Source organism: Achromobacter spanius (assembly GCF_003994415.1).
Taxonomy (GTDB): Bacteria; Pseudomonadota; Gammaproteobacteria; order Burkholderiales; family Burkholderiaceae_B; genus Achromobacter; species Achromobacter spanius_C.
This window is the reverse complement of sequence record NZ_CP034689.1, coordinates 5,019,835-5,043,531: the sequence shown is the minus strand read 5'-3', so window position 1 is coordinate 5,043,531 and position 23,697 is coordinate 5,019,835. Positions and strand designations below refer to the sequence as shown.

At 61.1% G+C, this 23,697-nt stretch carries 18 protein-coding genes and 1 tRNA gene; 13 read left to right on the top strand and 6 right to left on the bottom strand.

The window, feature by feature from the left end; all coding sequences use genetic code 11:
- Window positions 1-10: 10 nt before the first annotated feature.
- Window positions 11-817 (top strand): GNAT family N-acetyltransferase, encoded by an 807-nt coding sequence (locus ELS24_RS23095; protein WP_050449043.1) that lies wholly within the window; start codon window positions 11-13, stop codon window positions 815-817.
- A 196-nt stretch (window positions 818-1,013) separates the two neighbouring features.
- Here ELS24_RS23095 and ppx read toward each other — a convergent pair whose 3' ends face one another.
- Window positions 1,014-2,501, bottom strand: coding sequence for an exopolyphosphatase (gene ppx / locus ELS24_RS23090; RefSeq protein ID WP_050449044.1), 1,488 nt, complete (start codon window positions 2,499-2,501; stop codon window positions 1,014-1,016).
- Window positions 2,502-2,722: 221 nt separating this feature from the next.
- Here ppx and ppk1 point away from each other — a divergent pair, with 221 nt between their 5' ends.
- The 10 genes from ppk1 (at window position 2,723) to ELS24_RS23040 (ending at window position 16,870) form a co-directional block, all read left to right on the top strand.
- Entirely contained in the window at window positions 2,723-4,798 is a 2,076-nt protein-coding gene (gene ppk1, locus ELS24_RS23085) for a polyphosphate kinase 1 (RefSeq protein ID WP_127185449.1), read from the top strand.
- 222 nt (window positions 4,799-5,020) lie between these two features.
- Window positions 5,021-6,061 carry a phosphate ABC transporter substrate-binding protein PstS gene (gene pstS / locus ELS24_RS23080; RefSeq protein WP_050449046.1) on the top strand — a complete coding sequence of 347 codons (1,041 nt, stop codon included), beginning with the start codon at window positions 5,021-5,023 and terminating at the stop codon, window positions 6,059-6,061.
- A gap of 157 nt (window positions 6,062-6,218) precedes the next feature.
- Entirely contained in the window at window positions 6,219-7,235 is a 1,017-nt protein-coding gene (gene pstC, locus ELS24_RS23075) for a phosphate ABC transporter permease subunit PstC (protein ID WP_050449047.1), read from the top strand.
- A 26-nt stretch (window positions 7,236-7,261) separates the two neighbouring features.
- On the top strand, window positions 7,262-8,119 hold the full coding sequence (gene pstA, locus ELS24_RS23070; protein ID WP_083447511.1) for a phosphate ABC transporter permease PstA: 858 nt from the start codon (window positions 7,262-7,264) through the stop codon (window positions 8,117-8,119).
- A gap of 48 nt (window positions 8,120-8,167) precedes the next feature.
- Complete coding sequence (pstB, locus tag ELS24_RS23065) at window positions 8,168-8,944, top strand: phosphate ABC transporter ATP-binding protein PstB (protein WP_050449049.1); 777 nt, start codon at window positions 8,168-8,170, stop codon at window positions 8,942-8,944.
- Window positions 8,945-9,066: 122 nt separating this feature from the next.
- A tRNA-Pro gene (locus ELS24_RS23060) sits at window positions 9,067-9,143 on the top strand.
- A 2,449-nt stretch (window positions 9,144-11,592) separates the two neighbouring features.
- A complete protein-coding gene (locus tag ELS24_RS31410; protein ID WP_231689867.1) occupies window positions 11,593-12,708 on the top strand; it encodes a DEAD/DEAH box helicase family protein in 1,116 nt (371 codons plus the stop codon).
- An 84-nt stretch (window positions 12,709-12,792) separates the two neighbouring features.
- Complete coding sequence (locus tag ELS24_RS23050; RefSeq protein WP_054428411.1) at window positions 12,793-13,296, top strand: sigma-70 family RNA polymerase sigma factor; 504 nt, start codon at window positions 12,793-12,795, stop codon at window positions 13,294-13,296.
- A gap of 11 nt (window positions 13,297-13,307) precedes the next feature.
- Window positions 13,308-14,207 carry a FecR domain-containing protein gene (locus tag ELS24_RS23045; protein ID WP_240669367.1) on the top strand — a complete coding sequence of 300 codons (900 nt, stop codon included), beginning with the start codon at window positions 13,308-13,310 and terminating at the stop codon, window positions 14,205-14,207.
- Window positions 14,208-14,392: 185 nt separating this feature from the next.
- Entirely contained in the window at window positions 14,393-16,870 is a 2,478-nt protein-coding gene (locus ELS24_RS23040; protein WP_231689856.1) for a TonB-dependent siderophore receptor, read from the top strand.
- Between the two features lie 418 nt (window positions 16,871-17,288).
- Here the strand turns inward: ELS24_RS23040 and ELS24_RS23035 are convergent, their stop codons facing one another.
- The 3 genes from ELS24_RS23035 to ELS24_RS23025 all read right to left on the bottom strand — a co-directional run bounded on the left by ELS24_RS23035 (window position 17,289) and on the right by ELS24_RS23025 (window position 20,077).
- Window positions 17,289-17,930 carry an SDR family oxidoreductase gene (locus ELS24_RS23035; RefSeq protein WP_054428408.1) on the bottom strand — a complete coding sequence of 214 codons (642 nt, stop codon included), beginning with the start codon at window positions 17,928-17,930 and terminating at the stop codon, window positions 17,289-17,291.
- A gap of 157 nt (window positions 17,931-18,087) precedes the next feature.
- Window positions 18,088-19,203, bottom strand: coding sequence for an alpha/beta hydrolase (locus tag ELS24_RS23030; RefSeq protein WP_076409390.1), 1,116 nt, complete (start codon window positions 19,201-19,203; stop codon window positions 18,088-18,090).
- A gap of 145 nt (window positions 19,204-19,348) precedes the next feature.
- On the bottom strand, window positions 19,349-20,077 hold the full coding sequence (locus tag ELS24_RS23025) for a dihydrofolate reductase family protein (RefSeq protein ID WP_054428406.1): 729 nt from the start codon (window positions 20,075-20,077) through the stop codon (window positions 19,349-19,351).
- A 215-nt stretch (window positions 20,078-20,292) separates the two neighbouring features.
- Between ELS24_RS23025 and ELS24_RS23020 the strand changes: the two genes are divergently transcribed.
- Window positions 20,293-21,189 (top strand): LysR family transcriptional regulator, encoded by an 897-nt coding sequence (locus ELS24_RS23020; RefSeq protein ID WP_054428405.1) that lies wholly within the window; start codon window positions 20,293-20,295, stop codon window positions 21,187-21,189.
- Window positions 21,190-21,232: 43 nt separating this feature from the next.
- Here the strand turns inward: ELS24_RS23020 and ELS24_RS23015 are convergent, their stop codons facing one another.
- Window positions 21,233-21,826, bottom strand: a complete 594-nt coding sequence (locus tag ELS24_RS23015; RefSeq protein WP_081397565.1) for a cytochrome P460 family protein — start codon at window positions 21,824-21,826, stop codon at window positions 21,233-21,235.
- Between the two features lie 91 nt (window positions 21,827-21,917).
- The gene (locus tag ELS24_RS23010; protein WP_054428404.1) at window positions 21,918-22,388 is read right to left on the bottom strand and encodes a (R)-mandelonitrile lyase; all 471 of its coding nucleotides are present in this window, start codon (window positions 22,386-22,388) and stop codon (window positions 21,918-21,920) included.
- A gap of 566 nt (window positions 22,389-22,954) precedes the next feature.
- Between ELS24_RS23010 and ELS24_RS23005 the strand changes: the two genes are divergently transcribed.
- The gene (locus tag ELS24_RS23005) at window positions 22,955-23,692 is read left to right on the top strand and encodes an SDR family oxidoreductase (protein WP_054428403.1); all 738 of its coding nucleotides are present in this window, start codon (window positions 22,955-22,957) and stop codon (window positions 23,690-23,692) included.
- Window positions 23,693-23,697: the final 5 nt, after the last annotated feature.

Genomic DNA, 23,697 nt, shown 5'->3' with positions numbered 1-23,697 from the left:
GCTTCGCGCAATGCTTGAATTAGCACGCACCACCCCAAGCCGTAATCCCGCTGAACCCTGGAAGGGCAACACCCCGAAAGTGTTGGTGGTGGGCCTGGCGCGCACGGCTGAAGAAATCGAGCAGATCCAACGTCTGCGCTACGACGTCTTCACTGAAGACATGGGCGCGGTGTTTCCCGACGCGCATGATGGCATCGAGCACGATCGCTTCGACCCTTTTTGCGAACACCTGATGGTGCGCGAGATGGATACGGGCCGCGTCGTGGGCACGTATCGCATCCTTACGCCGGAAAAGGCGCGCGAAGCGGGCGGCTACTACGCGCAATCAGAATTTGATCTTTCCGGGCTGGGTCCCATTCGCGACCAACTGGTTGAAGTGGGCCGGTCGTGCACCCATTCCGATTACCGCAACGGCGCGGTGATCATGTTGCTGTGGTCGGGCCTGACGGAATACCTGCGGCGCGGCGGCTACGAATACGTGTTGGGTTGCGCCAGCGTCAGCTTGCGGGACGATGGCGTTACCGCCGCCGAAGTCTGGCGCACCATCTCGTCGCAATTGCCTCGCAATGGCGACCCCCATGTGACCCCGCTGCACCGTTATCCGGTGGAAAAGCTCAACAGCACCTTGCCTGCCCGCGTTCCGCCGCTGATCAAGGGCTACTTGAAGCTGGGCGCCAAGGTCTGTGGCGAACCCGCCTGGGATCCGGACTTCAATGCCGCGGACTTCCCGGTGCTGCTGAACATGGAGTGGATGGACGAGCGCTACCGCCGCCACTTCGGCCTGGACCAACCCACGGCCATCAACGGCCAGCGCTGATCATCATGCGCCGCTTGCTCCGCCGTATGAAAATCAGATTGATACGGCGGGCCACTCGGCCTGTCCGCCTTGAACTCAGGCAGTTGCGCCGGCACACGGATCTATCCCCGTTCTGAGCGCGCCAAAAAGCAAAATCGGGCGTTGGCATTGCCGCCATCGCCCGATTTTTTTGCGGGTTCCCCAGCGCGTAGAGCCCCTAGAACTCCAGCAGCTCGAACGAAAAGCCTACCTTGTTCCATTCCGCTTCTTCGGCGCGTAGCGTGAAGTCGCTCAAGGGGTGTTGGGTCAGCCAGTCGCGGTTGACGCGCACGACGATGGAGCTTTCGCGCACCGATGCGGTCAGCGGCAGCGGCTCGATTTCGCCACGGCGGCGGAACAGCAGCACGGCCAGGCGCAGGCTCAGGATGGCTTTCCATTGCGCCCGGGTGCGAATCAACGGCTCCAGCTTGGTCAGCTTGCCCTGGTGGCCAAGCGCCAGCAATGCCAGCAGTTGTTGGTCGGCGCGCGAGAAGCCCGGCATGTCGGCGTTTTCCAGCACGTAGGCGGTGTGCTTGTGGTACGCATTGTGCGCAATCGACACCCCCACTTCGTGCAGGTCGGCCGCCCAGCCCAGCGCGGGGCGCAGTTCAGCGCGTTCCTGGCCTTCGGGGAACATCGCGTCGAATAAGGTCAGGGCGGCATGGCGGACACGGCGCGCTTGATTCACGTCTACGTGGTAGCGCTTCATGAACTGGCGCACCGATTCGTCGCGCTTGTCGTGTTCGTCGTCGCGGCCCAGCAGGTCATACAGCACGCCCAGGCGCAGTGCGCCGTCGCCGGTATGCATGACGTCGATGCCCAATTCGTCGAACAGGGCGGTCATGATGGCCAGCCCGCCCGGCAGCACATCCGAACGCTCGATCTTGATGCCGGGCAGCTCGGAAGGGATGACGCGGCCCGAGCGCACGATGCGGTCTTTCAGCTTGGCCAGGCCGGCGCGGGTGATGCCGCGGTCGGAAAAGCGGCTTTCGGTCAGGATGGCGAATAGCGCCTTGGCCGTACCGGACGAGCCATAGGCTTCTTTCCAGCCCATCTTGCGGTACTGCTTCGCGATGACTTCGATTTCGCGCCGCGCCGCAAGCTCTGCCTGCTTCATCTGGTGCGCGTCCACCACGCCGTCCGAAAAGAACTGGCGGCTGTAGCTGACGCAGCCCATGTACAACGACGACATCAAGCCGGGCTCATGGCCCTTGCCGATGATGACTTCGGTGGACCCACCGCCGATGTCGATGACCAGGCGCTTGTTGGGGGACGGGGGCAGCGTGTGGACCACGCCCGAAAAGATCAGGCGGGCTTCTTCGCGGCCCGCGATGACTTCAATGGGAAAGCCCAGCGCGGCTTCCGCGCGCGGCAGGAAGTCGCGCGTGTTGCGCGCGACGCGAAACGTGTTGGTGGCAACCGCGCGCACCCGGTTGGGGTGGAAGCTGCGCAGGCGGTCGCCAAATCGTTCGAGAACGGCGATGGCGCGTTCGATGGCGTCATCGCCCAGGCGTTTCTCGGCGTCCAGCCCGGCGGCAAGCCGAACGGTTTCCTTGAGACGATCGATCTGGTAGATCTGGGGCGTACCGTCCTGTTGAACGATGCGTCCGATAGAGAGGCGGAAGCTGTTGGACCCGAGGTCCACCGCGGCCAGAAGTTGATCCATGCGGCTCGTAATATAGGCTTTGAGGTGGCCTGATTATAGAGATCCCATGTGACAGTGCCCTTGGATACGGGTTTTCGCTTATGGATCAGGGGCTTGGCGAAATTCGGACCTGCGCTATATGTCCCGCTTTTGACGTACGCTACGGTTTTGCTGTTATGTCATAGAACCGTCACTTTTTTGCAGTAAAACTCCACGCTCCTCCAAAACGTATGGAATCCGGTATGCCCACACGCCCGCCTGGCGAGCCTTTGCTCATGAATCGCGAGTTGTCGCTGCTCAAATTCAACGAACGCGTGCTGGCGATGGCGGAAAATCCGAAAACGCCGCTGCTGGAGCGACTGCGCTACGTGTGCATTGTCAGCTCCAATCTGGATGAGTTTTTTGAAATCCGGATTTCCAGCCTGAAAGAGCAGCAGCTTCAATCGCCCAATCTGGTGGGTCCCGATGGGATGACGCCGGACCAGGCCTTTGAAAACGTCCAGCATGCCGTGCATGCCCTGGTGGCGCGGCAATACAACCTGCTTAACGACGACATCCTGCCCGCCATGCAGGCTGAGGGCATCACCCTGCATCACGCTTCCGAATGGAACGCCGAGCAGCAGGAATGGGCGCGCCAGGTGTTCAACCGCGATGTGATGCCGTTGCTGACGCCCATCGGGCTGGATCCGGCGCATCCCTTTCCCCGCGTCTACAACAAGAGCCTGAACTTCATTGTGTCGCTGTCGGGCGCCGACGCCTTTGGCCGGCAAGCTTCGATTGCCGTGGTGCAGGCCCCGCGCGCCCTGCCGCGTCTGATCAAGATGCCGCCCGAGCTGTCCGGCCACCCCGAAGGCTTCATCCTGCTGACGTCCTTGCTGCGGGCCTTCGTGGGGGAACTGTTTCCTGGCCTGGAAATGCTGGGCTGCTACCAGTGGCGCGTCACCCGCAACAGCGACCTGTTCGTGGATGAGGAAGAAGTCACCAACCTGCGCCATGCGCTGCAGGGCGAGCTGTCACAGCGTAATTTCGGCGCCGCGGTACGCCTGGAAATCGACAAGCTCACCCCCGTCGAACTTGAAACCTTCCTGCAGCGTGAATTCTCGCTGAAGGCCGAGGACACCTATCGCGTGCCCGGTCCGGTGAACCTGTCGCGCCTGATGCAGTTGTGCAATTCCGACCTGCGCCCCGATCTGCTGTTTCCGGAGTACCGGGCCCCGGTTCCCGCGCCGTTCGACCGGGTGGGCGACAAACCGCACGAACTGTTCGAGGCGGTGGCCGCCCAGGACCGCCTGCTGCATCACCCCTACCAGTCGTTCCAGCCCGTGATCGACTTCCTGACGGCGGCGGCGCTGGACCCCGACGTCATGGCCATCAAGCAGACCATCTACCGCACGGGTGAAGATTCCGAGCTGATGAAGATCCTGCTTGCGGCGGCGCGGGCCGGCAAGGAAGTGACGGTGGTGGTGGAGCTGATGGCGCGCTTTGACGAGCAGACCAACATCAACTGGGCGTCCAAGCTGGAAGAGGTGGGGGCGCACGTGGTGTACGGCGTCGTGGCCCACAAGACGCACGCCAAGATGGCCGTGGTGCTGCGCCGCGAAAAGGGCCGTTTGCGCCGCTACGCCCACCTGGGCACCGGCAACTACCACCCCCGCACCGCGCGCCTGTACACCGACTTTGGCTTGCTGACCGCCGACCCGAAGTTGTGCGAGGACATGGACAAGGTGTTCGCGCAACTGACCGGGCTGGGCGCGCGTCGTTCGCTCAAGGCGCTGATGCAGTCGCCCTTCACCATGCACGACGGAATGGTGGCCCTGATACGCGCGGAGGCGCGAGCGGCCAAGGCGGGCAAGCGCGCGCGCATCATGGCAAAGATGAATTCGCTGCTGGAAGAGCAGATTATCGAAGAGCTCTACAAAGCCAGCCAGGCGGGGGTCAAGATCGACCTGATCGTGCGCGGGGTGTGTGCGCTGCGCGCCGGTGTGTCGGGGTTGTCGGAAAACATCCGCGTGCGGTCCATCGTGGGCCGCTTCCTGGAGCATTCGCGCGTGTTCTATTTCTACGCCGACGGCGAGGAAACGGTCTATTTATCTTCAGCCGACTGGATGGACCGCAATTTCTTCCGCCGCGTGGAAATTGCCTTCCCCATCTACGACAAGATCCTGAAAAAACGGGTGATAGACGAAGCGTTCACCTACGCGCTGCGCGATAACCAATTGGCGTGGCAACAGCAGGCCGACGGCGATTACGCCCGCGTGAAAAGCCGCCGTGAACCCTTCAACCTGCACCAATACCTGATGCAGAAGCTGGGCGTTTAAGCCGTCCGTTGTTGGGCCGGGTTGTGTCCCCCAAACCGTGGCTGCCCTTGTTTCCCGGGCGGCCACGGTTTTTTTTCTAGGTTTTGGGGACAGGGCTACATGAACCGTATGTGACTGTCACTATCTTGTCACGTTGCCCCCCTAAGATGCGAAGGTCGCTGAAAGACAGGCAGCAAAGAAAAGCCTGATACGACTTCTCCAACAAGCACTGAAGGAACCCAGATGTTCAAACGTGTCTTCAAACAAGTTTCCGTGGGCGTCGCGCTGAGCGCCGCTGTATTTGCCGTGCAAGCCGCCAACGTGACTGGCGCCGGCGCCTCGTTCCCGTACCCGGTCTACGCCAAGTGGGCGTCGGACTACAAGGCGGCCACCAACAACGCCATCAACTACCAGTCGATCGGTTCGGGCGGCGGCCAGCAACAGATCATCGCCAAGACCGTCGATTTCGGCGCTTCGGACGATCCCATGAAGGCGGCTGACCTGGAAAAGAACGGTCTGCTGCAGTTCCCCGCCGTGATCGGCGGCACCGTGCCCGTCGTGCACATCGACGGCGTGGAACCGGGCAAGCTGAAGCTGTCGGGCCCCGTGTTGGCCGACATCTTCCTGGGCAAGATCAAGAAGTGGGACGACAACGCCATCAAGGCGCTGAACCCCGACGTGAAGCTGCCTTCGGCCGACATCATCGTGGTGCACCGTTCGGATGGCTCGGGCACGACCTTCGGCTGGACCAACTACCTGTCCAAGGTCTCGGCTGACTGGAAGTCGCAAGTCGGTGAAGGCAAGGCCGTCAAGTGGCCCACCGGTCAAGGCGGCAAGGGTAACGAAGGCGTCGCCGCCTACGTTGGCCAGCTGAAGAACTCGATCGGCTATGTGGAATACGCCTACGCCAAGCAGAACAAGCTGGCCTGGACGCAACTGCAGAACAAGGACGGCAAGTTCGTCCAGCCCGAGCAGTCGGCATTCGCTGCCGCGGCCGCAAACGCCGACTGGAAGAGCGCGCCGGGCATGGGCGTGATCCTGACCAACGAACCGGGTGCGGATTCGTGGCCCGTTACGGCAGCCACCTTTATCCTGATCCACAAGTCGCAAGCCAAGCCGGCGCAAGGCAAGGCCGTGCTGGACTTCTTTGACTGGGCGTTCAAGAACGGCGCCAAGTCGGCCGCGGATCTGGACTACGTGCCGCTGCCGGAAGCCGTGACCAAGCAAATCCGCGCCGCCTGGGGCGAAATCAAAGCCACCGACGGCACCCCCGTCTGGAAGTAGGATGGGTGTAGCGCGCGAGGGCCGCAATAAGAAAGCAGCCCTACGCCGCGCGTAACCCATCAGCAGCCGCCCCGGAATTCATGCCCTGCAAGAAAACCGGGGCGGCTCGCCCCAGCAGTTCCCGTTTCCACCCAGGTTACCTAAGGAAAGTCCATCCATGAGCGCGGTAATGGATAATAGTGTGCCGCTTCCGCCCAGCGTGGCGGACTCCGTGACTACCGGCACGCCTTCGCCTATGAAGCAAAATAAAAACGCGCTGATGGATGCGCTATTCAAGAATCTGACCCGCCTGTTCGCCTTCCTGGTGTTCATTTTGCTGGCGGCCATTCTTGTGTCCCTGATCTACGGCAGTCGAGAATCGCTGGCCAAATATGGCTTGTCGTTCCTGTGGCTGAATGATTGGGATCCCGTCAACCAGAACTACGGCGCCGTGGTGCCCATCATCGGCACGCTGCTGACCTCGGCCATTGCCTTGATCATCGCCGTGCCGGTCTCGTTCGGTATCGCCATCTTCCTGACGGAACTGTCGCCGACCTGGCTACGCCGCCCCTTGGGCACGGCCGTGGAAATGCTGGCGGCCATTCCGTCCATCATCTACGGCATGTGGGGCCTATTCGTCTTCGTGCCGGTGTTCCAGCAGTATGTGCAGCCGTTCCTGATCGCCACGCTGGGCAACGTGCCCATCATCGGCGGACTGTTCGCGGGGCCGCCGTTCGGCATCGGGATTTTCACCGCCGGCCTGATCCTGTCGATCATGATCATCCCGTTCATCGCCGCGGTGATGCGCGACGTGTTCGAGCTGGTGCCGGCCATGTTGAAGGAATCGGCTTACGGCTTGGGCAGCACAACCTGGGAAGTCATGTGGCGCGTGGTGTTGCCCTTCACCAAGTCGGGCGTCATCGGCGGCGTCATGCTGGGTCTGGGCCGAGCCTTGGGCGAGACGATGGCCGTCACGTTCGTGATCGGCAACGCCTTCAAGTGGTCGGGGTCGCTGTTTTCTCCGGGCAACTCGATCGCCTCGGCGCTGGCCAACGAATTCAATGAAGCGGGCGGCATTCAAAAGTCGGCGTTGCTGGAACTGGGCTTGATCCTGTTCCTGATCACGACGATCGTGCTGGCCCTGGCCAAAGTGCTGCTGGTTCGCCTGTCCGCCGGCGAAGGCAAGAAAACCTGACGCACCGCGAGCACAAGGAAAAGATCATGGCTGTATCCGTACTCAATATGCAGAATGGCATTTACCGCCGGCGCCGCGTGATCAACCGCATCATGCTGACGGTGTCGCTGACCACGCTGGTGTTCGGGTTGTTCTGGCTGTTCTGGATCATTCTGACCCTGCTGACCCGCGGCGCGCCCGCGTTGTCCTACACGCTGTTCACCGAGATCACACCGCCCCCCGGTCAAACGGGTGGCCTGATCAACGCGATTTTCGGCAGCGTGGTGATGGCAGGCGTCGGCACGCTGATCGGTACACCGATCGGCATTCTGGCGGGTACCTACCTGGCAGAATATGGCCATCGCGGCTGGCTCGCGCCCGCCACGCGGTTCCTGAACGACGTGCTGCTGTCGGCGCCGTCCATCATCATCGGTCTGTTCATCTACGCCGTGTATGTGGCGCAGGTGGGGCATTACTCGGGCTGGGCCGGTGCGCTGGCGCTGTCCATCCTGGTGATTCCGGTGGTGGTGCGCACCACCGACAACATGCTGATGCTGGTGCCCAACAGCCTGCGTGAAGCCGCGGCGGCGCTGGGTTGCCCCAAGTGGCGCATGATCACGCTGGTGTGCTATCGCGCCGCCAAGACCGGCATCATCACTGGCGTGCTGCTGGCCATTGCCCGGATCTCGGGCGAGACCGCGCCGCTGCTGTTCACGGCGCTGTCCAACCAGTTCTTGTCGTTCAACATGAACGCGCCGATGGCCAACCTGCCGGTCGTAATCTACCAATACGCCGCCAGCCCCTTCAAGGACTGGAATGACCTGGCCTGGGCCGGGGCCACGCTGATCACGCTGCTGGTGCTGGGCATCAACATCCTTGCCCGCAACATGTTCCGCAACAAGTAAAGATCGCTTTGCCGGCGCGCGTGGCGCGCCGGAGCCAAGGGAAGAGAAATGGAAAACACCGCTACCGCCGTCAAGAACAAGATCGAGGTCAAGAACCTGAACTTCTACTACGGCAAGTTCCATGCGATCCGCAATGTGAACATGTCGATCCAGGAGAAGAAGGTCACCGCCTTCATCGGCCCCTCGGGCTGCGGCAAGTCGACGCTGTTGCGCACGTTCAACCGCATGTTTGAACTCTATCCGGGCCAGCGCGCCGAGGGCGAGATCGTTCTGGACGGCGAGAACCTGCTGACGACCAAGACCGATATCTCGCTGATCCGCGCCAAGATCGGCATGGTGTTCCAGAAGCCCACGCCGTTTCCGATGAGCATCTACGACAACATCGCGTTTGGCGTGCGTCTGTTCGAACGCCTGTCCAAGGGCGAAATGGACGAACGCGTGGAATGGGCCTTGAGCAAGGCCGCGCTGTGGAACGAAGTGAAAGACAAGCTGCACCAAAGCGGCAACAGCCTGTCGGGCGGCCAGCAACAGCGTTTGTGCATTGCGCGTGGCGTGGCCATCAAGCCGGAAGTGCTGCTGCTGGACGAGCCGTGTTCCGCGCTGGACCCGATTTCCACCGCCAAGATCGAAGAGCTGATCGCCGAACTGAAGAACGACTACACCGTCGTGATCGTGACGCACAACATGCAGCAGGCCGCGCGCTGCTCGGACTACACTGCCTACATGTACCTGGGCGAGCTCATGGAATTCGGCCAGACCGACCAGATCTTCGTGAAGCCCTCGCGCAAGGAAACCGAGGACTACATCACGGGCCGCTTCGGCTGATTCCCGTGCTGGGTTGACCTGGTGATGCAAGAAAGCGGCGCGCCCGGAATGGCGCGCCCCAGAAACACCGCGAGCCGCGCAGCGCCCCGGGCGGCCTGGATTCTGGTATAGTTGCCACCCTTCGGGGCGTAGCGCAGCCTGGTAGCGCATCTGCTTTGGGAGCAGAGGGTCGCGAGTTCGAATCCCGCCGCCCCGACCAATAAAATCAAAGGGTTAGCTCAATGTCGGTGAGCTAACCCTTTTTCTTTGCTGGGCATATGGGACAACATATGGGACAACGAACTTGCAGTTGGCGGTGAGCAAGTTCACGCGGCATCAAGGCAAGGATGTGCATTCGGTGGCAATAGCGCATTTCGGCACTTGCCGGGTCTCTGCTTGATTGTGGGGGGCGGGCAGCTCGCTGCACTTTGGGCTCATCAGGCCAATTGGGTGGGCTCTGGGGACTGTTGCGCTTGGTGCAGGCCAAACCCCTTCATCTGAGGCTGTGTGTGCTGGGGCAGCAAAGCGAGAGTTCCGAGCCCTGGTCGCAGAGCATCGGCGGCATCACGCGACAGTTGAATCGTTACGACCCTTCGGCCCTTCCATCCTCGCGGCGTTATTCGTTAGCGGAGCAAATGCCGAGCTGTGCTGTGGACCGGTCTTCCGCGGTTGCACTTTTAAAGCGTCGCGGCCTGTACTCTGCATGTGCTGTGTGCATTGCACTGAGACCATACTGCACACCTCAGTGTCAAATGCGCTCTGAGTTGCGCTGAGGGAAATCAAAGTCGACGGTCTATCCGACCCGAACTGCGGAGACTTGGCCTAGTACGGGAATGAGGGGATAGGGCATCCTTTAACCTAGTACTGATACGAGGGGTGTCCTTTCGACAATGGAAGTAGGAGTTGCCAGCGCAATGTCTGAATGGCTGCGACAGGGACACGGAGTCTTTCAGGCGGCTAACAGATTATTTCGCTGAGTCGACCCCGGGCTGGTCGCGATCCCGCGTATGAGGCGCTGAAACTTGTCCGCAGGTCCGTAGATTTCACCCCGCCGCAACCGTCCGCACTTGTGAATCGTGGGGGGAGGGGCGGCCTTGGTGGATCATGCTGCACCGAAGGAGCGTGGGGCGCGATTAATGCTCAGAAACACGGAACGTGGGTCGCAGCAAAAAGGTCGGCAATGGCTGGACCAAGCGCGGTTCATGTCGCGGAGAAGTTAGTGGCTTGAATTGCCGACAGGGTATTTGAGTATCTCGGCCTGGCAAACAGTTCCCAGTCAAAAAAGTCCGGCTCGTGGCGTTGCAAAAATAACTCCCACCTTGAGACGCCGGCGCCGGACAGTTGCCACCCTAGTCACGCACGTCTGGAACATCATCGACCGTTGATCGTTCCAGCTTCACTGACGGTGGGCGAGGGGCGGGGCGGCTGTCCGGTTGTGGACCATCGAACAGATCCGGAGTGCTTGGCTGGCGTAGAGATCAAGTGTTGACGCCATCAGTCAAAGCCCTTTTCAAACACCCTATCAAAATCCCCTATCAAATATTCCGAATGTGCGGGGAAGCTTGGCGCCCCGGTGGGCGTCGATTCTTGCCATGGACAAAAGGGAAGGCTGGCTCGGCGGTCTCACGTTCTAGCGAGCGAAGTCGTTGGATTGTGCAATACAGGACTCTGGCCACACCCTCCGACTTGCCCACTTTCTTTTGCACGGCGCCAACCGTCTTCTAGACCCTGCAAGGCAAAAACTCGGAGATTCGACTCGCGTTTCAGAAACAGAGCGCGAGATCGCGCAGAACGCGCTCTGGGCTGCAATGACTCTAAAGTGGCTGCTACCCCGTAACCCTAGGTGTTTCGACCGCTCATGCGGGCTGTGGACGCGTCTAAGGACCATCACTGCATCTACGAGGGCGTCCCATCTGGAATTGATCCGGCCTGTTGTGGCTTATCAGGTCAGACAGCGGCGCGGACGCTGTTGACACTGGCGTAGCCAGTAAAAGATTTGGGATTGGGAATGGGATTGGGATTGGTAGCTTTGCATCCGGTTTGCACTGGGTTCGAAAGTAAAACCTGGCCATAACCTGCTGGGTTTCCGCTACAGGCCGCCAGGTTCCCTCGCTCCGTGGGTATTTCTCCTATGAGGATGGCCATGGATCCTGTGTCAGCGGCGCTCATGGACCCCAAGATCTGAGCAACTGTGCTGGGGCACAGCGCGCTCCTTTACGCCGTGTTTCAGAACCAAATTGGTCGAGTGCCGCTCTAGGTTTTGATGTGGGAACCGGCGGTTAACCAAGTAGGAACCCAGCAGGATCCCAGCGGGTTTCCTGTTACGAACGATGTTGCGTTGCGCTGCGGATTCTCAGTTCATATCCGGCGGTGATTGCTATCATCAGGCGTACCGACAGAGCTGTGTTTGTGGAGAAAAGCGTATGGACCTGGGTACTACAGTGATGCTCGGAGTACTTGTAGCTGTTATCGCATTCGGCCTTTGGGTCGCGAATAACATCGCTCGTTCCGAAGGACGCAACAAAGAAGACCATCAGACCTGAAGCGGCAATAATTCGGAGTAGGTCTCAAAAATTAGGCTGGCTTGTTATGTTCTTTGAAGTAACAATTGGTCATCCAGTTCATTCCGGGAGGGGGACGTGGCCGATTTCTTCATTGAACATAGCCACATGCTGGCTTTGAAACCCATTAGCAGTCCGAACTCGGGTTTTAGGCCAGGCCAGTTGGGCGCTCTTCATTCTGTGGCGGCCCACTTTTCGGTCTACGACGAGCCGGCCATAGTGTCTTTGCCGACTGGATATGGGAAGACTGCCGTGATCATGGCGCTTCCTTTTTTGTTGTGCTCAAACCGTGTGCTGGTGGTGGAACCCACGGATGTGCTGAGACGACAGACCTCGGCCCACTTCGGTGAACTGTCGACGCTACGCAAGCTCAAGGTCTTACCGGCGGAGGCAGGAAATCCTCATGTACATCCACAGAAGGGCAGGCCATTGAGCGCCGATGAATGGCTTGCCTTTAAAACTTTCGATGTGGTCGTGTCCACGCCAGCGAGCACCTCGCCGGTCCTGGAGCCCGTAAGTCCCGCAGATCTATTCGATTTGATTATCTTTGACGAGGCGCACCATGCTCCAGCAGACACTTTCGGCTTTATGGTCGGCAGGACTTTTCACGGGGGCGCTCGCATGAGATATAGGGGCGCGACGAGGTTAGCGCGCAGTAGAGGGGAGGAGCAATCTCGGCTTTGGCAGGGACTACCTTATCTCTTGCCAGGCGGAATTCACCAGCCCGAACTTTCACCTGATGTCGGTGGCCTCGGCTCCGAGCGAGGTACGGTCGTACCTGGGAAAGTTGCGTACCGTACATTCCTTCATGTAGGTACGGTACGGAGGGATCACAGCTTGCGATGGCAACAGTCCGCGTATGTAGGTGATTTTCTGGGAGAATTTCGGAACCTCAGGCGGGTGAGCGCACGTAAAACCGGCCTCGATCCGCTGTCTGGTGACTTGCGTCATTCCCCGCGTGGCCTATCGCAGGCGTTCTGCCTGTGGAGGATTGATTTTGTGTCTCAACTTCAAACGGGGCCGCTAGTTGTTCGGCATGGAGCCCTTGCTCGTGGCGACCTGAGCTTGTCCGGCACACTGCGGGCGTGGTCTGGTATCGGCCATGCGGCCACGCCCAATACGCTGGGCTGCATGGCCTCCGCGGGCTTGGACTGGGTTGGTGACAGGCCGATTTCGACCCATTACGGCCACTCAAGCGCGGCTTGCCAAGATCGGCAGGTTTGATGGAAAATTGATAGTAATTCTCATTACTAAATTTTCAATCCGGAGCGCCTGGTGTCCACCATTCCTCCCGCTGCCGTATCAGCGATGCATACGCTTTACAGCGACAACCATGGGTGGCTGCTGGGGTGGTTGCGCCGTCGTGTGGGCGATCCTTTCGACGCGGCTGATTTAATGCAGGACACCTTCGTCAGGGTGTTGAAGACGCATACAGGGCGATGCGGCGCGGCCAACGCCGACCCGGCCGCTGAGATTCGGGAACCGCGCGCCTATCTGGCGACCATTGCCAAAAGCCTGATGATCGATTTCTTCCGGCGCCAAACGCTGGAGCGGACCTATCTCGAGGTTTTGGCCGCACTCCCACCGCAGGAGGTGCCTTCGCTCGAAACGCAGGCCGTGTTGCGTAGCGCCTTGATCGAGATTGACGCCATGCTCGACGGACTCGGCTTAAAGGTCAAGCAGGCCTTCTTGATGGCGCAGTGCGAAGACCTTCCCTATGCTGAGATTGCCCGCCGTCTGGGGATATCGCGTCGCAGCGTGGACAATTATCTGGCGCGCGCCATGGCGCATTGCTGCCTGCTCTTGCCGTGAGCGGCACGCCGATGTCTACGGAGACACCGCTCAGCGCGCGGGATCTGCGCGCCATCAAGGAGGCCGCCACCTGGTACGCGCGCCTTAGTTCGGAAGCCACTACCGCCAACGATCGCCACGCCTGGAGCCTCTGGCTCGCCAGCGACGCCGCCCACCGCGCCGCGTGGGGCAAGGTCGAGCAGGTCTGCCGCCAGATGGGCCGCCTGCCAGGCAGCATCGCCCGCCCCACGCTGGCGCCGGCCAAGGCGTCGCGCCGCGCAGTGTTGCGTACCATCGGCCTCGTGGCAGGCGCCGGCGCCGCCTCCTGGCTGGGATGGCGCACCCTGCCGTGGGAAGGCTGGGCTGCCGACTACCACAGCGCCGTCGGCGAACGGCGCAACATCAAGCTTGCGGACGGCTCGTCCATGCTGATGGACACCGATACCGCCGTCGACGTCACGTTCGACGCCCAGGCGCGCATCCTGGACCTGCGATCGGGCGCCATTCTGGTATCCACGCATCCCGACCCCGCCGCCACGCCGCGCCCCTTCCTCGTACGAACGCGCCAGGGCACGGCCACCGCGCTAGGCACGCGTTACACGGTCAAGACCGAAGATGGCTGGACGCGCGTGGCCGTCCTGGAAAAGTCGGTCCGCATTGAGCCCGTACAAGGGCAGGGGGCCGTCGTCCTGCATGCTGGCCAGCAGGCGCGGTTCAGCCGAGACACCGTCGCCCCCCCAAGCCAAACGACATCACTACCGCGGCATGGACTAGTGGCAACCTCGTCGCGTTGGACATGCCGCTGGGCCAACTGGCGGCCGAGCTGGGCAGATATCGGCGCGGCGGTCTGGCGTGCGACGCCGATGTTGCCCACCTGCTGGTGTCGGGCTCTTTTCCGCTGGACAACACCGATCAGGCCCTGGCCGCGTTGACGCAGGGCTTTCCGGTCAAGACCGCGCGGGTGCTGGGCTATTGGACCCGGCTTGTCGCGCGTTGAAGCGTGCGGACGCCGAGCTCAGGAACCGTCCGAATTTATTTTTGAAGAATTTGCGTCTTTGGGCCGTTTCGTTCGTCCTCTCAGGCAGAACCTTTATTTCACGTCTTCCTGAGAGACTTCATGTCGTACAACCCCTCTGTTCACTCTATTTCCGTCCGCGGCATGCGCCTGCGCGCCTTGCCGTCCCATTTGGCGCTATTGTTCATGGCGTCGGCCCTGCTTGCCTCGCCGATGCTGCATGCGCAAGGCGCCGTCATGGCCTCCGAGTCCACCGCCCGCCGCTTCGACATCCCTGGCGGGCCGCTGGCCCAAGTGATCAGCCAGTATGCAAGCGCAGCCGGCGTGGCCATCTCGTTCGATGCCGCGCAAACGCGCGGCTTGACCTCTGCCGGCGTGCATGGCGCGTATGGGGTGGATGCGGGCTTCGCGGTCGCACTGGCGGGTAGTGGACTGGAGGCCGTCCGCGGCGCGCAGGGCGCTTACACGCTGCAGGCTCTGCCCGTAGCGGGATCCGTGGTCACCCTCCCCAGCATCGCCGTGACCGGCTCCACCGAACGGCTGGCCGACGACGGCTTTGTGGCGGTGCGTTCGTCGGGCGGCACCAAGACCAATACGCCCCTGATCGAGATTCCCCAAGCTATCAGCGTCGTCAGTCGCGAAGAAATGGATCAGCGGGGCGTGCAGAACTTCAATTCCGCAGTGGCGTACACACCCGGCATTCGCGCCATCGACTATCCGGGCGGGCAGGGCGCGCCCGACATCTACCTTCGAGGTTTCCGCGCCTTCAACCTGTTCTCGACGTTCCGGGACGGCCTGCGCGCGGGGTTTAACCAGTACGACATCGATATCGAGACCTACGGGCTGGAACGGATCGACGTCATCAAGGGGCCGTCGTCCGTGCTGTACGGGCAAATCGCCCCGGGCGGGCTGGTCGACATGACGACGAAGCGCCCGACCGAAACGCCGCTGCATGAAATCGAATTGCAGGGCGGGAATTTCGACCGCCGCCAGGCCGCGTTCGACTTTGCAGGTCCGATGGATCAGGAGGGCAAGTGGCTTTACCGCATCACCGGCGTGGCGCGCAACAGTGGCACCCAGGTCGACCATTCGCCCGACGACCGGCTCTATCTGGCGCCGTCGCTGACATGGCGTCCCACCGACCGGACCAACGTCACCGTCTACGCCAGCTACCAGAAATCCAAGCGCGGCGGTTCGGAACAAAGCCTCCCGCTGACCGGCACCGTCTATGACAACCCGGCTGGCCGCTTCCCGTCGGACGTCTTCCTGGGGCAACCCGACCTGACGCACTACACGGTCGAAAACACCTCGGTCGGCTATGAAATCGAACATGCCGCCACGGAAAACTGGACCGTGCGTCAGAAGGCGCGCTACACGCACGCCGACGTGGATTACGTGTCCAGCGGCGCACGCAACAGCGCGCAACTGACCGCCGGACGCTACTACACGTTCGGCATGCAGGACCGCCCGAAAAGCACCGACACCTTCCTGGTCGACACCAATGTCGAAGGCCGCATTTCGACGGGCGCCGTGCAGCACACCGTTCTGGCGGGCCTGGACTATGGGTACTATTCCGGCCGCGAATCCCGCACCGGGGGCACCAATGGCACGGTGGACATCTTCAATCCCGTCTACACCAATACCACCACGTGGAACAGCTTCAAATCGGTGGACGGCAAGAGCCAGGTCTATCAGACCGGGTTGTATGCGCAGGACCAACTGCGCTATGAGCGCTGGATCCTGACGCTGGGCGGCCGCTATGACTGGGCCACCAACAAGGAATCCGACTATCTGTCCGATGCGTCCAGCACAGTCAACTCGGAAGCCTTCACCGGCCGTAGCGGACTGACCTATCTTTTCGACAACGGCATCGCACCGTACGTCAGCTACTCCACGTCGTTCCAGCCCGCCTCGGGCACCATGGCACCGGCACGGGGAGGCGGCAATTTTGATCCGACCAAGGGCAAGCAGTACGAAGTCGGCATCAAGTACCAGCCCCCGGGTTCCGACAGCATGATCACCGCGTCTCTGTTCCAGTTGACGCAGCAAAACGTCACGACCGCGGACCCTGTGTACTCCGGCTATTCGGTGCAGGACGGCGAGGTGCGCTCGCGCGGGCTGGAGTTGGAAGCGAAGACCTCGCAGGCCGCGGGCCTGAACGTGGCGGCGTCGTACACCTATCTGGATGCCGAGATCACCAAGGACAATGCCAATCTCGTCACCGGCGTTAGCAAGAAGGGCCTACGCCCAGCGTCGGTGCCGCGTCACATGGCGGGCCTGTTCGTCGACTACACCGTACGCACCGGGCCGCTCGCCGGGCTGGGCCTGGGCAGCGGCATCCGGTATGTTGGGTCGTCCTACAACGCGGCCAATACGATCAAGATCGGCGGGTACACCCTGGTTGATGCGGTGGTCCGATATGACCTGGGTCAGTTGAGTCAAGATCTCAAGGGCTTGCGCGCTTCGATTAGTGCGACCAACCTCTTTGATAAGCGCTATTTCACCCCGGGTTTCTACGATCAGTCCGTGTTTTACGGCAACCGGCGCGCTGTGGTGGGGACATTGAGCTATAGCTGGTGACGTCATCGAACTGCGTGCAGCAGACAAGGAATTGGCCCTTTGAAGTCTAGCAGGTTCGTATCGTCGAATGGCTGTTTCTGGGAGGGAGTGACAGTTGCCACGGGCGGGTTCCGCCCCTATGCCTATGCAGACAGTCAAAATCTCGGAATGCGGACGTTCAACGCTTTGCGAGAGAGGGCTGGAGCGTCAGTGTTGGACTAGATTTCCATTGAGGCCGTAGTATTTGAGTAGCGCTTAAACCAAGACTCGGTAACGGCGGTCTGCAAGGCCTGCGCGGATAGCGGGATCGATACCGGGCTGCGTGTCTGATAGTCATCGGCTAGGCAGGCGCACATCGCCCGCGCCAGGCGATGCGCCGGAGGGATGAGGATTTCGTCCTTAATCACGGGAGTCCGTTGCGGCTGCGGATCCATGCGGCTCAGCGGTAGGCGGCGGGCCTGTCGCCATCGGTATGAGGTTGGCTGATGCCTAGGTCTGCCTTGATGTGGCGCCCTGGTTGCTTGACGAGATCAGCCACGAAGCGACCGATGCTGGCGCGCGAGGTCTCCGTTCCCTTGAATATCTCACCTTTCCGGGTCAGTTCGACCTGCTCGATGGACTTGTCCGTGAGCCAGACAGGGCGCAGAACGGTGTAGTCCAGCGAGGACTGCTCAATCACCTGCGCTGTCTTCAGATGGGTCGGCCGGGTGTAGCCCACCATGCCCTTGTCCCAGGTGTTGAACGGCTCGGGCAACTCGTCGTAGATGCCCCCTGCGCTGATGGCGATGATGCGGCGAACGCCTACTTCCTCCATCACCCGAACGACGCCTTCCGTGAGGTCGCCCAGATCCATGCCCCCCATCGCGCTGATCACGACGTCCTGTCCTTTGATCGCCGCTCTGAGGGAATCGAGGTTCCGGGCATCGCCCTCCACGATGTGGACGCGCTGACTTTCGAAATCACGTAGGTGCTTGGCACTACGCGCAAAGAGCGTCAACTCTATGTCGCTCTGCTCCAAAAGCCGCACCGCGATTGCTCTGGCGGATTGGCCATTGGCACCCAACAAGACCACTTTCTTCATCGAGATTGTCCTCCACTGATTTGCGGCAAAGTCATCTCCATCAGTCGCGCTTTCGTCACAGCTCCGTGTTCAGCAAGAATGCCGCACCTATCTGAGTGGATGGGTGCGGCCATGGCTCAGACGCTGAAGGGTTCAGACCGTCGGATGTGACACCCGTTCAGGCCAGGTGTTTCTGGAAGAACATCGTCAGCTTGTCGAACGGGATGACGTCCAGGCGGTCGTACAGATCGGTGTGGTTGGCGCCGGGGATGATCACGAGTTCCTTGGGCTCCGCAGCCGCTGCGTAAGCGGTCTCGCTGAAGTAGCGCGAGTGCGCTTTTTCACCGTGGATGAGCAGTGCCGGGCGCGGCGAGATTTCCGCGATGTAGGTCAAGATCGGCAGGTTCATGAACGACAGCGGCGTGGTGAGGGTCCACGCTGCATTCGAGTTGATGGCGCGGGGGTGGAAGCCGCGCTTCTTGTCCTTGTAATACGCCGCGTACTCGACCACGAACTGCGGCTCACCGCCCTTGAGTTCGAGCGACACCGGGCCGTAGGCGGGCGTGCCCTTTTCCGCATCGGCCCAGCGCTGCTGGCTCAGTTGCTCCAAGGTTTGCAGGCGCTGCTCGGGCGTCGTGCTGTCGTTGTAGCCCTTGGACATGACGCGGGTCATGTCATACATGGTGCTGGTGGCGACGGCCTTGATGCGCTTGTCCACAGCGGCAGCGCCCAGCGCCATGCCGCCCCAGCCGCAGATGCCAATAATGCCGATGCGCTGGCGATCAATGTTCGATTGCAGCCCCAGATAATCGACGGCCGCGCTGAAGTCCTCGATGTTGATGTCCGGCGAGGCAACGTTCCGCGGCTCTCCGCCGCTCTCGCCTGTGTATGACGGATCGAAGGCCAGCGTAGCGAAGCCGCGCTCGGCCATCGTCTGGGCGTACAGGCCGGACGACTGTTCCTTCACGGCGCCGAACGGGCCGCTTATGGCAATGGCCGGCAGCTTGCCGATGGCATTCTTCGGCAGATACAGGTCTCCTGCCAAAGTGATGCCGTAGCGGTTCTGGAAAGTCACCTTCTTGTGACCGATCTTGTCGCTCTTGGGAAAGGTCTTGTCCCATTCTTGGGTCAGTTGCATGCGATTTACCTTTTTGGCAGTGGTGGAAGATGCAGTTGCAAAGCGGGGAGTGCCGGCAAGCAAGGCTGCAGCTCCGGCAAGAACTGCGGCGTGGATGAACTCTCGGCGAGCGGTGGAATGCCCTACGCTCGCGGTGTCGGTAATGGGTCTGCTCATGGCTGCTGGTTCACTCGAAATTGGGATGTGTCTAGAGGGGAGTCGTGTCGTAAATGCAGGCGCGGTTCGCAAAGGCTGGCCGCCACCGGCAGGCGCTGGCCGTGAGATAGCAGACAGCCTCAGGCATCCATCGGCGTCATTGCAGTCAACCATTTGCCTTCCGATCGATCGCATAGCGTAGCCACACGATCCCAGCGGCAAGCGTTTCGACGGACAGCAAGCGCAGCGACCGGCCTGCGGCGGGATGCGCGTCGTGTCTGCTTCCTTGGTACTCGAAGACACTGGGGATGCCCGCAAGACCGTCGATGCCCGGATACACCAGCAGACTGATCTCGTCGATCAGGTCGGCCTTGAGGAAAGCGCCGTTGATGGTGCCACCGCCTTCCAGCAGGATCGTGTCGATGCCGAACGTGGTGCCCAGCGTTTCCATCGCGGCAGCCAGATCTTGCCCCTGGGCACCTGCGAACAGATAAGACACGCCATCTGCGCGCAGTTGGCCCAGGTACTCGTCGGTCACGTGTTCGCCTAAGATCGCCACCAGATGATCCGTCCCGATATGGTCCACTCCATAGTGGAGCTTGCCGCTGGGATCGACCGCGACAGCAAGAGTGCGCTCCTGCCGGTTTCCGACATGGGGGCTGCGCGTCAGTGTGGTGGCGGGCGCTTCATGGAGTTGGGGCGAGGGCGCACCGACCATCTCGGACATCGTCTTGCGGCCAACGATCCAGCCTTGCCCTCCCAATCGGTTGGCGGCGTCTTCATAGATTTTGAGAATCGTATTCGGCTGCGCGCCTTCAGGCAGCGGAGTCCATCGGCCTGACAAAAGCCGGCCATCAATGGAGCCGATCATGTGGCAAATGACTTTCGGACGCATAAATCTTCCTTGGTAAGAAGTGCCGGTTATCTTCAATCCCCTTCCGTGACGTGAGCGCGGTTTCCCAGTTCGAAGGTGCGATGACGATGGTGGGGTTGGGGCTAGGTCTGACAGCAGAAAATCCTGCACGCAAGCTGGCTGTTGACATTGTTGCAAAAAGGCGGAAACCCGATAAGCTGGTAAAATTGGCATGCACCCATGAAGGAGTTTCATGAATGTCCCGTGACAACTACAGCGGACTTCTCGCATTCGTGACCGTTGCCCGCGAGGGCAGTTTCACGCGGGCGGCAGCGCAGTTGGGCGTTTCGCAGTCAGCGCTGAGCCACACCATCCGAACACTGGAAAGCAGCTTGGGGATTCGGCTTCTGACGCGCACGACCCGCAACGTGTCACCGACCGAGGCAGGTGAACGCCTGTACCAGAACATCTCGCCCCAGATGGCCGAGATCGACGCACAGGTCCAGGCATTGAGCGAATTCCGAGACCAACCGACCGGGACCGTGCGCATCACCGCGACCGACTATGCGATCAGGACCATCCTCTGGCCCAAGCTGTCCAAATTTCTTGTGGACTACCCGGATATCAAGATCGAACTGATCTGCGACTACGGCCTCACCGACATCGCGGCCGATCGCTACGACGCGGGCGTGCGCTTCGGCGAACAACTTGCGCAGGACATGATCGCGGTACGGATCGGTCCCGACGAGCGTTTTGCGCTGGTCGGCACAAAGGGGTATTTCGCCAGGAATCCGCCGCCTGCGACGCCGCACGATCTGGTCAATCATCGGTGCGTGAACCTGCGTCTGCCCACGCACGGTGGCCTCTATGCCTGGGAATTCCAGAAAAAAGGCGGCCGGGAGTTCAACGTCCGTGTCGAGGGGCAACTGGTCTTCAACGGCATCTATGAAGTGCTTGACGGGGCGCTGGCCGGGCTGGGGCTGGCTTATGTGCCGGAGATCCTGGCTCAGCCGCACATCGCCAAGGGGCGCCTGGTGCGCATTCTGGAGGAGTGGTGTCCCTTGTGGTCGGGCTACCATCTGTACTACCCGAGCCGACGGCAGCCATCGCAGGCGATGAAACTGGTGACCGAAGCGCTGCGATACCAGCCCTAACCGGACATTCCCTGTCCAGGCGTTTCTCGCGGGGACGGGGCGCTTACTCCGTCGCCGCCGCAGGTGTATCGTTGCCGGATGCGGCCAGCATGCCGATCACCTCATGATCCAGCATCGGCCCGTGCCCACGGGTCGGACTGGGGGCCAGCGCCTGGTGCAGCGCGTTCTCCAATTGGCGGACCGCCGCGCTCTTGATGCGGTCGAGCGTGAACACATAGTCCCGGCTGGCCTGCCCCTTGTGGCAGCCCATGCAGCGTGACACGTTTTCGGAACGATTCACCGTACGGTCGGGATGAAACGCTTGGAACTCCCAATCGCCATTGCGCGTGGCCTCGGGGTAACGCTCACCCCAACCAATGCGCTTTTCCATGACGATGTAGCGAAACAGCTTGCCTTCGCGGTAGTCCTCCATGGTGATGACCGTGCCGCTGGGCAGGGGCTTGCCGCTCTTGGCGGCGCTGATGGCATTCCGGCTGGTGAAGATTTCCTCGCGAATGCCGCCGCGCTCGACGGTGGCGTAGTGAACGCCTTGCCGGTAGTTTGCAGGGAAATCGACGCGATCATTGCCTTGTGCCAGTGCGCCCTGACCAACCAAGACGCTAGTCAGTAGACCAGCGAGCAAATACTTGCGTTCCATAGTGCTCCATTCGTCTTATGGCGGGAAACCCGCCGCGGGGCATTTACGCCCCGTGCGGCGAACCCATCGTGGATGCAAGCCGCGGTCGGGCTTACTTTTTCTCGCTGTAGTCCTTGTCGCTGACCAGTTCTTGCCAGGTGACGTTGGAGCCATCCTTCATATAGGAAACAGCAATGTGGGACATGCCGGTCTTGTCGGTCGCGCCGTGCCAGTGCTTGACGCCGGCCGGAATCCATACCACATCGCCAGAGTTGATCACGCGGCGCGCCTGGCCTTCCTGCTGGACCCAGCCTTGGCCGCCGGTGACGATGAGCATCTGACCGGCAGGATGGGTGTGCCAGGCCGTGCGTGCCCCCGGTGCGAAGATCACCTCGCCGAACGTGGCGTGCGACTCCGCGGTAGCGGGAAAGAGCGGGTCGACGACGGCGTGGCCGGAGAAGTACTTCTTGTCTCCGATGCTCGACGGATTGGTGCCGTTGGGCGTGATCTGGATGTTCTGTGCATGCACAGTGCCAGCGCCCAGGAGTGCGAATAGGGAAATTGCTGCAAGCGTCTTTTTCATAGGTTGCCCCGCGAGGTGGTTGAGGTTGGAGGGTCAGGGGACTGCCCGCCGTGTACCCGTTTTTCGGCGGCGGAACCCACTGCAAGAGCGGCGGCTTTGGTTACTCGCCTACGCGTAATCGCAAGGTGAGGCTGGATGACAGACGTATCCCGTCATCAAAAAGGCGGCCCGATCCATGTTTGTATCAGAGGCCTGCCGTGGGATTAAGCGGGTGAGTCCGCAAGCGGCCATGAAGGAATTTCATCAATCCAGTGTGGCGAAGGATCGAAGAATAGCGGTGTAACACTGCTGTCAATTTAGCTGCCAATATGCAGTTTTATGAAAACGGCTCATGGCTACATTCGTCAAAGGCCTATTTATCAATGTGCGCAGTCGTATTCAAATTGACCCATCGGAAGCAGGCCTGCGAAGCTGTTGAAAGCTAGGCGCTTGCGCTTGGATATTGGAAGCATCGCCCGGCTGGAGAGCGCACTGCCATCGGTCATCTCCAGTGGAATGTCTATAGGCATGGGTTTGGTGCTGCGCGCGCAGTGCTGCAAAACGTATTTCAGAAAGGAAAAAATCACATGACACAGAACATCGAAGGCAGGGTAGTCGTCATCACCGGCGCAAGCAGCGGCCTGGGCGAGGCCACCGCCCGGTTGCTGGCCCGGCAAGGGGCCAAGCTGGTCTTGGGCGCGCGGCGAATCGACAGGTTGCAGGCATTGGCGCGCGAACTCAAGCTGGACGATCAGGCCGTCGTGCAGACCGACGTGACTGACCGCGCGCAGGTGCAGCGCCTCGTCGATCGCGCAGTGCAGCTCCACGGCCGCGTGGACGTGATGCTCAACAACGCGGGCCTGATGCCCAGCGCGATGCTGGAAAAACTCCACGTGGACGAGTGGGACCGCATGATCGACGTGAACATCAAGGGCGTGCTGTACGGCGTGGCCGCCGCGCTGCCGGTGATGCAGGCCCAGAAGAGCGGGCACTTCATCAACGTGGCCTCGGTGGCCGGCCACAAGGTCGGCCCCGGCGGCACGGTCTATGCGGCCACCAAGCACGCGGTGCGGGTGATCTCCGAAGGCCTGCGCCAAGAGGTCAAACCCTACAACATCCGCACCACCATCGTTTCGCCCGGCGCAGTGGCTACGGAGCTGATCGACAGCATCACCGACTCGGACGTGGCCGCCGGCATGCGCAAGACCTACGAGCAGGCCATCCCGGCCGAATCGTTCGCGCGCGTCGTCGCGTTCGCGATGAGCCAGCCCGAGGACGTGGACATCAACGAAGTGCTGTTCCGTCCGACCAGCCAAGCCTATTGATCACG

Excerpts from the sequence above, each read along its gene's own strand:
- ELS24_RS23005 (WP_054428403.1), top strand. The coding sequence starts at position 22,955 with ATGACACAGAACATCGAAGGCAGGGTAGTCGTCATCACCGGCGCAAGC.
- ELS24_RS23020 (WP_054428405.1), top strand. The coding sequence starts at position 20,293 with ATGTCCCGTGACAACTACAGCGGACTTCTCGCATTCGTGACCGTTGCC.
- pstS (WP_050449046.1), top strand. The coding sequence starts at position 5,021 with ATGTTCAAACGTGTCTTCAAACAAGTTTCCGTGGGCGTCGCGCTGAGC.
- pstA (WP_083447511.1), top strand. The coding sequence starts at position 7,262 with ATGGCTGTATCCGTACTCAATATGCAGAATGGCATTTACCGCCGGCGC.
- pstB (WP_050449049.1), top strand. The coding sequence starts at position 8,168 with ATGGAAAACACCGCTACCGCCGTCAAGAACAAGATCGAGGTCAAGAAC.
- ELS24_RS23095 (WP_050449043.1), top strand. The coding sequence starts at position 11 with ATGCTTGAATTAGCACGCACCACCCCAAGCCGTAATCCCGCTGAACCC.
- ELS24_RS23035 (WP_054428408.1), bottom strand. The coding sequence starts at position 17,930 with ATGAAGAAAGTGGTCTTGTTGGGTGCCAATGGCCAATCCGCCAGAGCA.
- ELS24_RS23050 (WP_054428411.1), top strand. The coding sequence starts at position 12,793 with ATGCATACGCTTTACAGCGACAACCATGGGTGGCTGCTGGGGTGGTTG.
- ELS24_RS23010 (WP_054428404.1), bottom strand. The coding sequence starts at position 22,388 with ATGAAAAAGACGCTTGCAGCAATTTCCCTATTCGCACTCCTGGGCGCT.
- pstC (WP_050449047.1), top strand. The coding sequence starts at position 6,219 with ATGAGCGCGGTAATGGATAATAGTGTGCCGCTTCCGCCCAGCGTGGCG.
- ppx (WP_050449044.1), bottom strand. The coding sequence starts at position 2,501 with ATGGATCAACTTCTGGCCGCGGTGGACCTCGGGTCCAACAGCTTCCGC.
- ELS24_RS31410 (WP_231689867.1), top strand. The coding sequence starts at position 11,593 with ATGCTGGCTTTGAAACCCATTAGCAGTCCGAACTCGGGTTTTAGGCCA.
- ELS24_RS23030 (WP_076409390.1), bottom strand. The coding sequence starts at position 19,203 with ATGAGCAGACCCATTACCGACACCGCGAGCGTAGGGCATTCCACCGCT.
- ELS24_RS23045 (WP_240669367.1), top strand. The coding sequence starts at position 13,308 with ATGTCTACGGAGACACCGCTCAGCGCGCGGGATCTGCGCGCCATCAAG.
- ppk1 (WP_127185449.1), top strand. The coding sequence starts at position 2,723 with ATGCCCACACGCCCGCCTGGCGAGCCTTTGCTCATGAATCGCGAGTTG.
- ELS24_RS23025 (WP_054428406.1), bottom strand. The coding sequence starts at position 20,077 with ATGCGTCCGAAAGTCATTTGCCACATGATCGGCTCCATTGATGGCCGG.
- ELS24_RS23040 (WP_231689856.1), top strand. The coding sequence starts at position 14,393 with ATGTCGTACAACCCCTCTGTTCACTCTATTTCCGTCCGCGGCATGCGC.
- ELS24_RS23015 (WP_081397565.1), bottom strand. The coding sequence starts at position 21,826 with ATGGAACGCAAGTATTTGCTCGCTGGTCTACTGACTAGCGTCTTGGTT.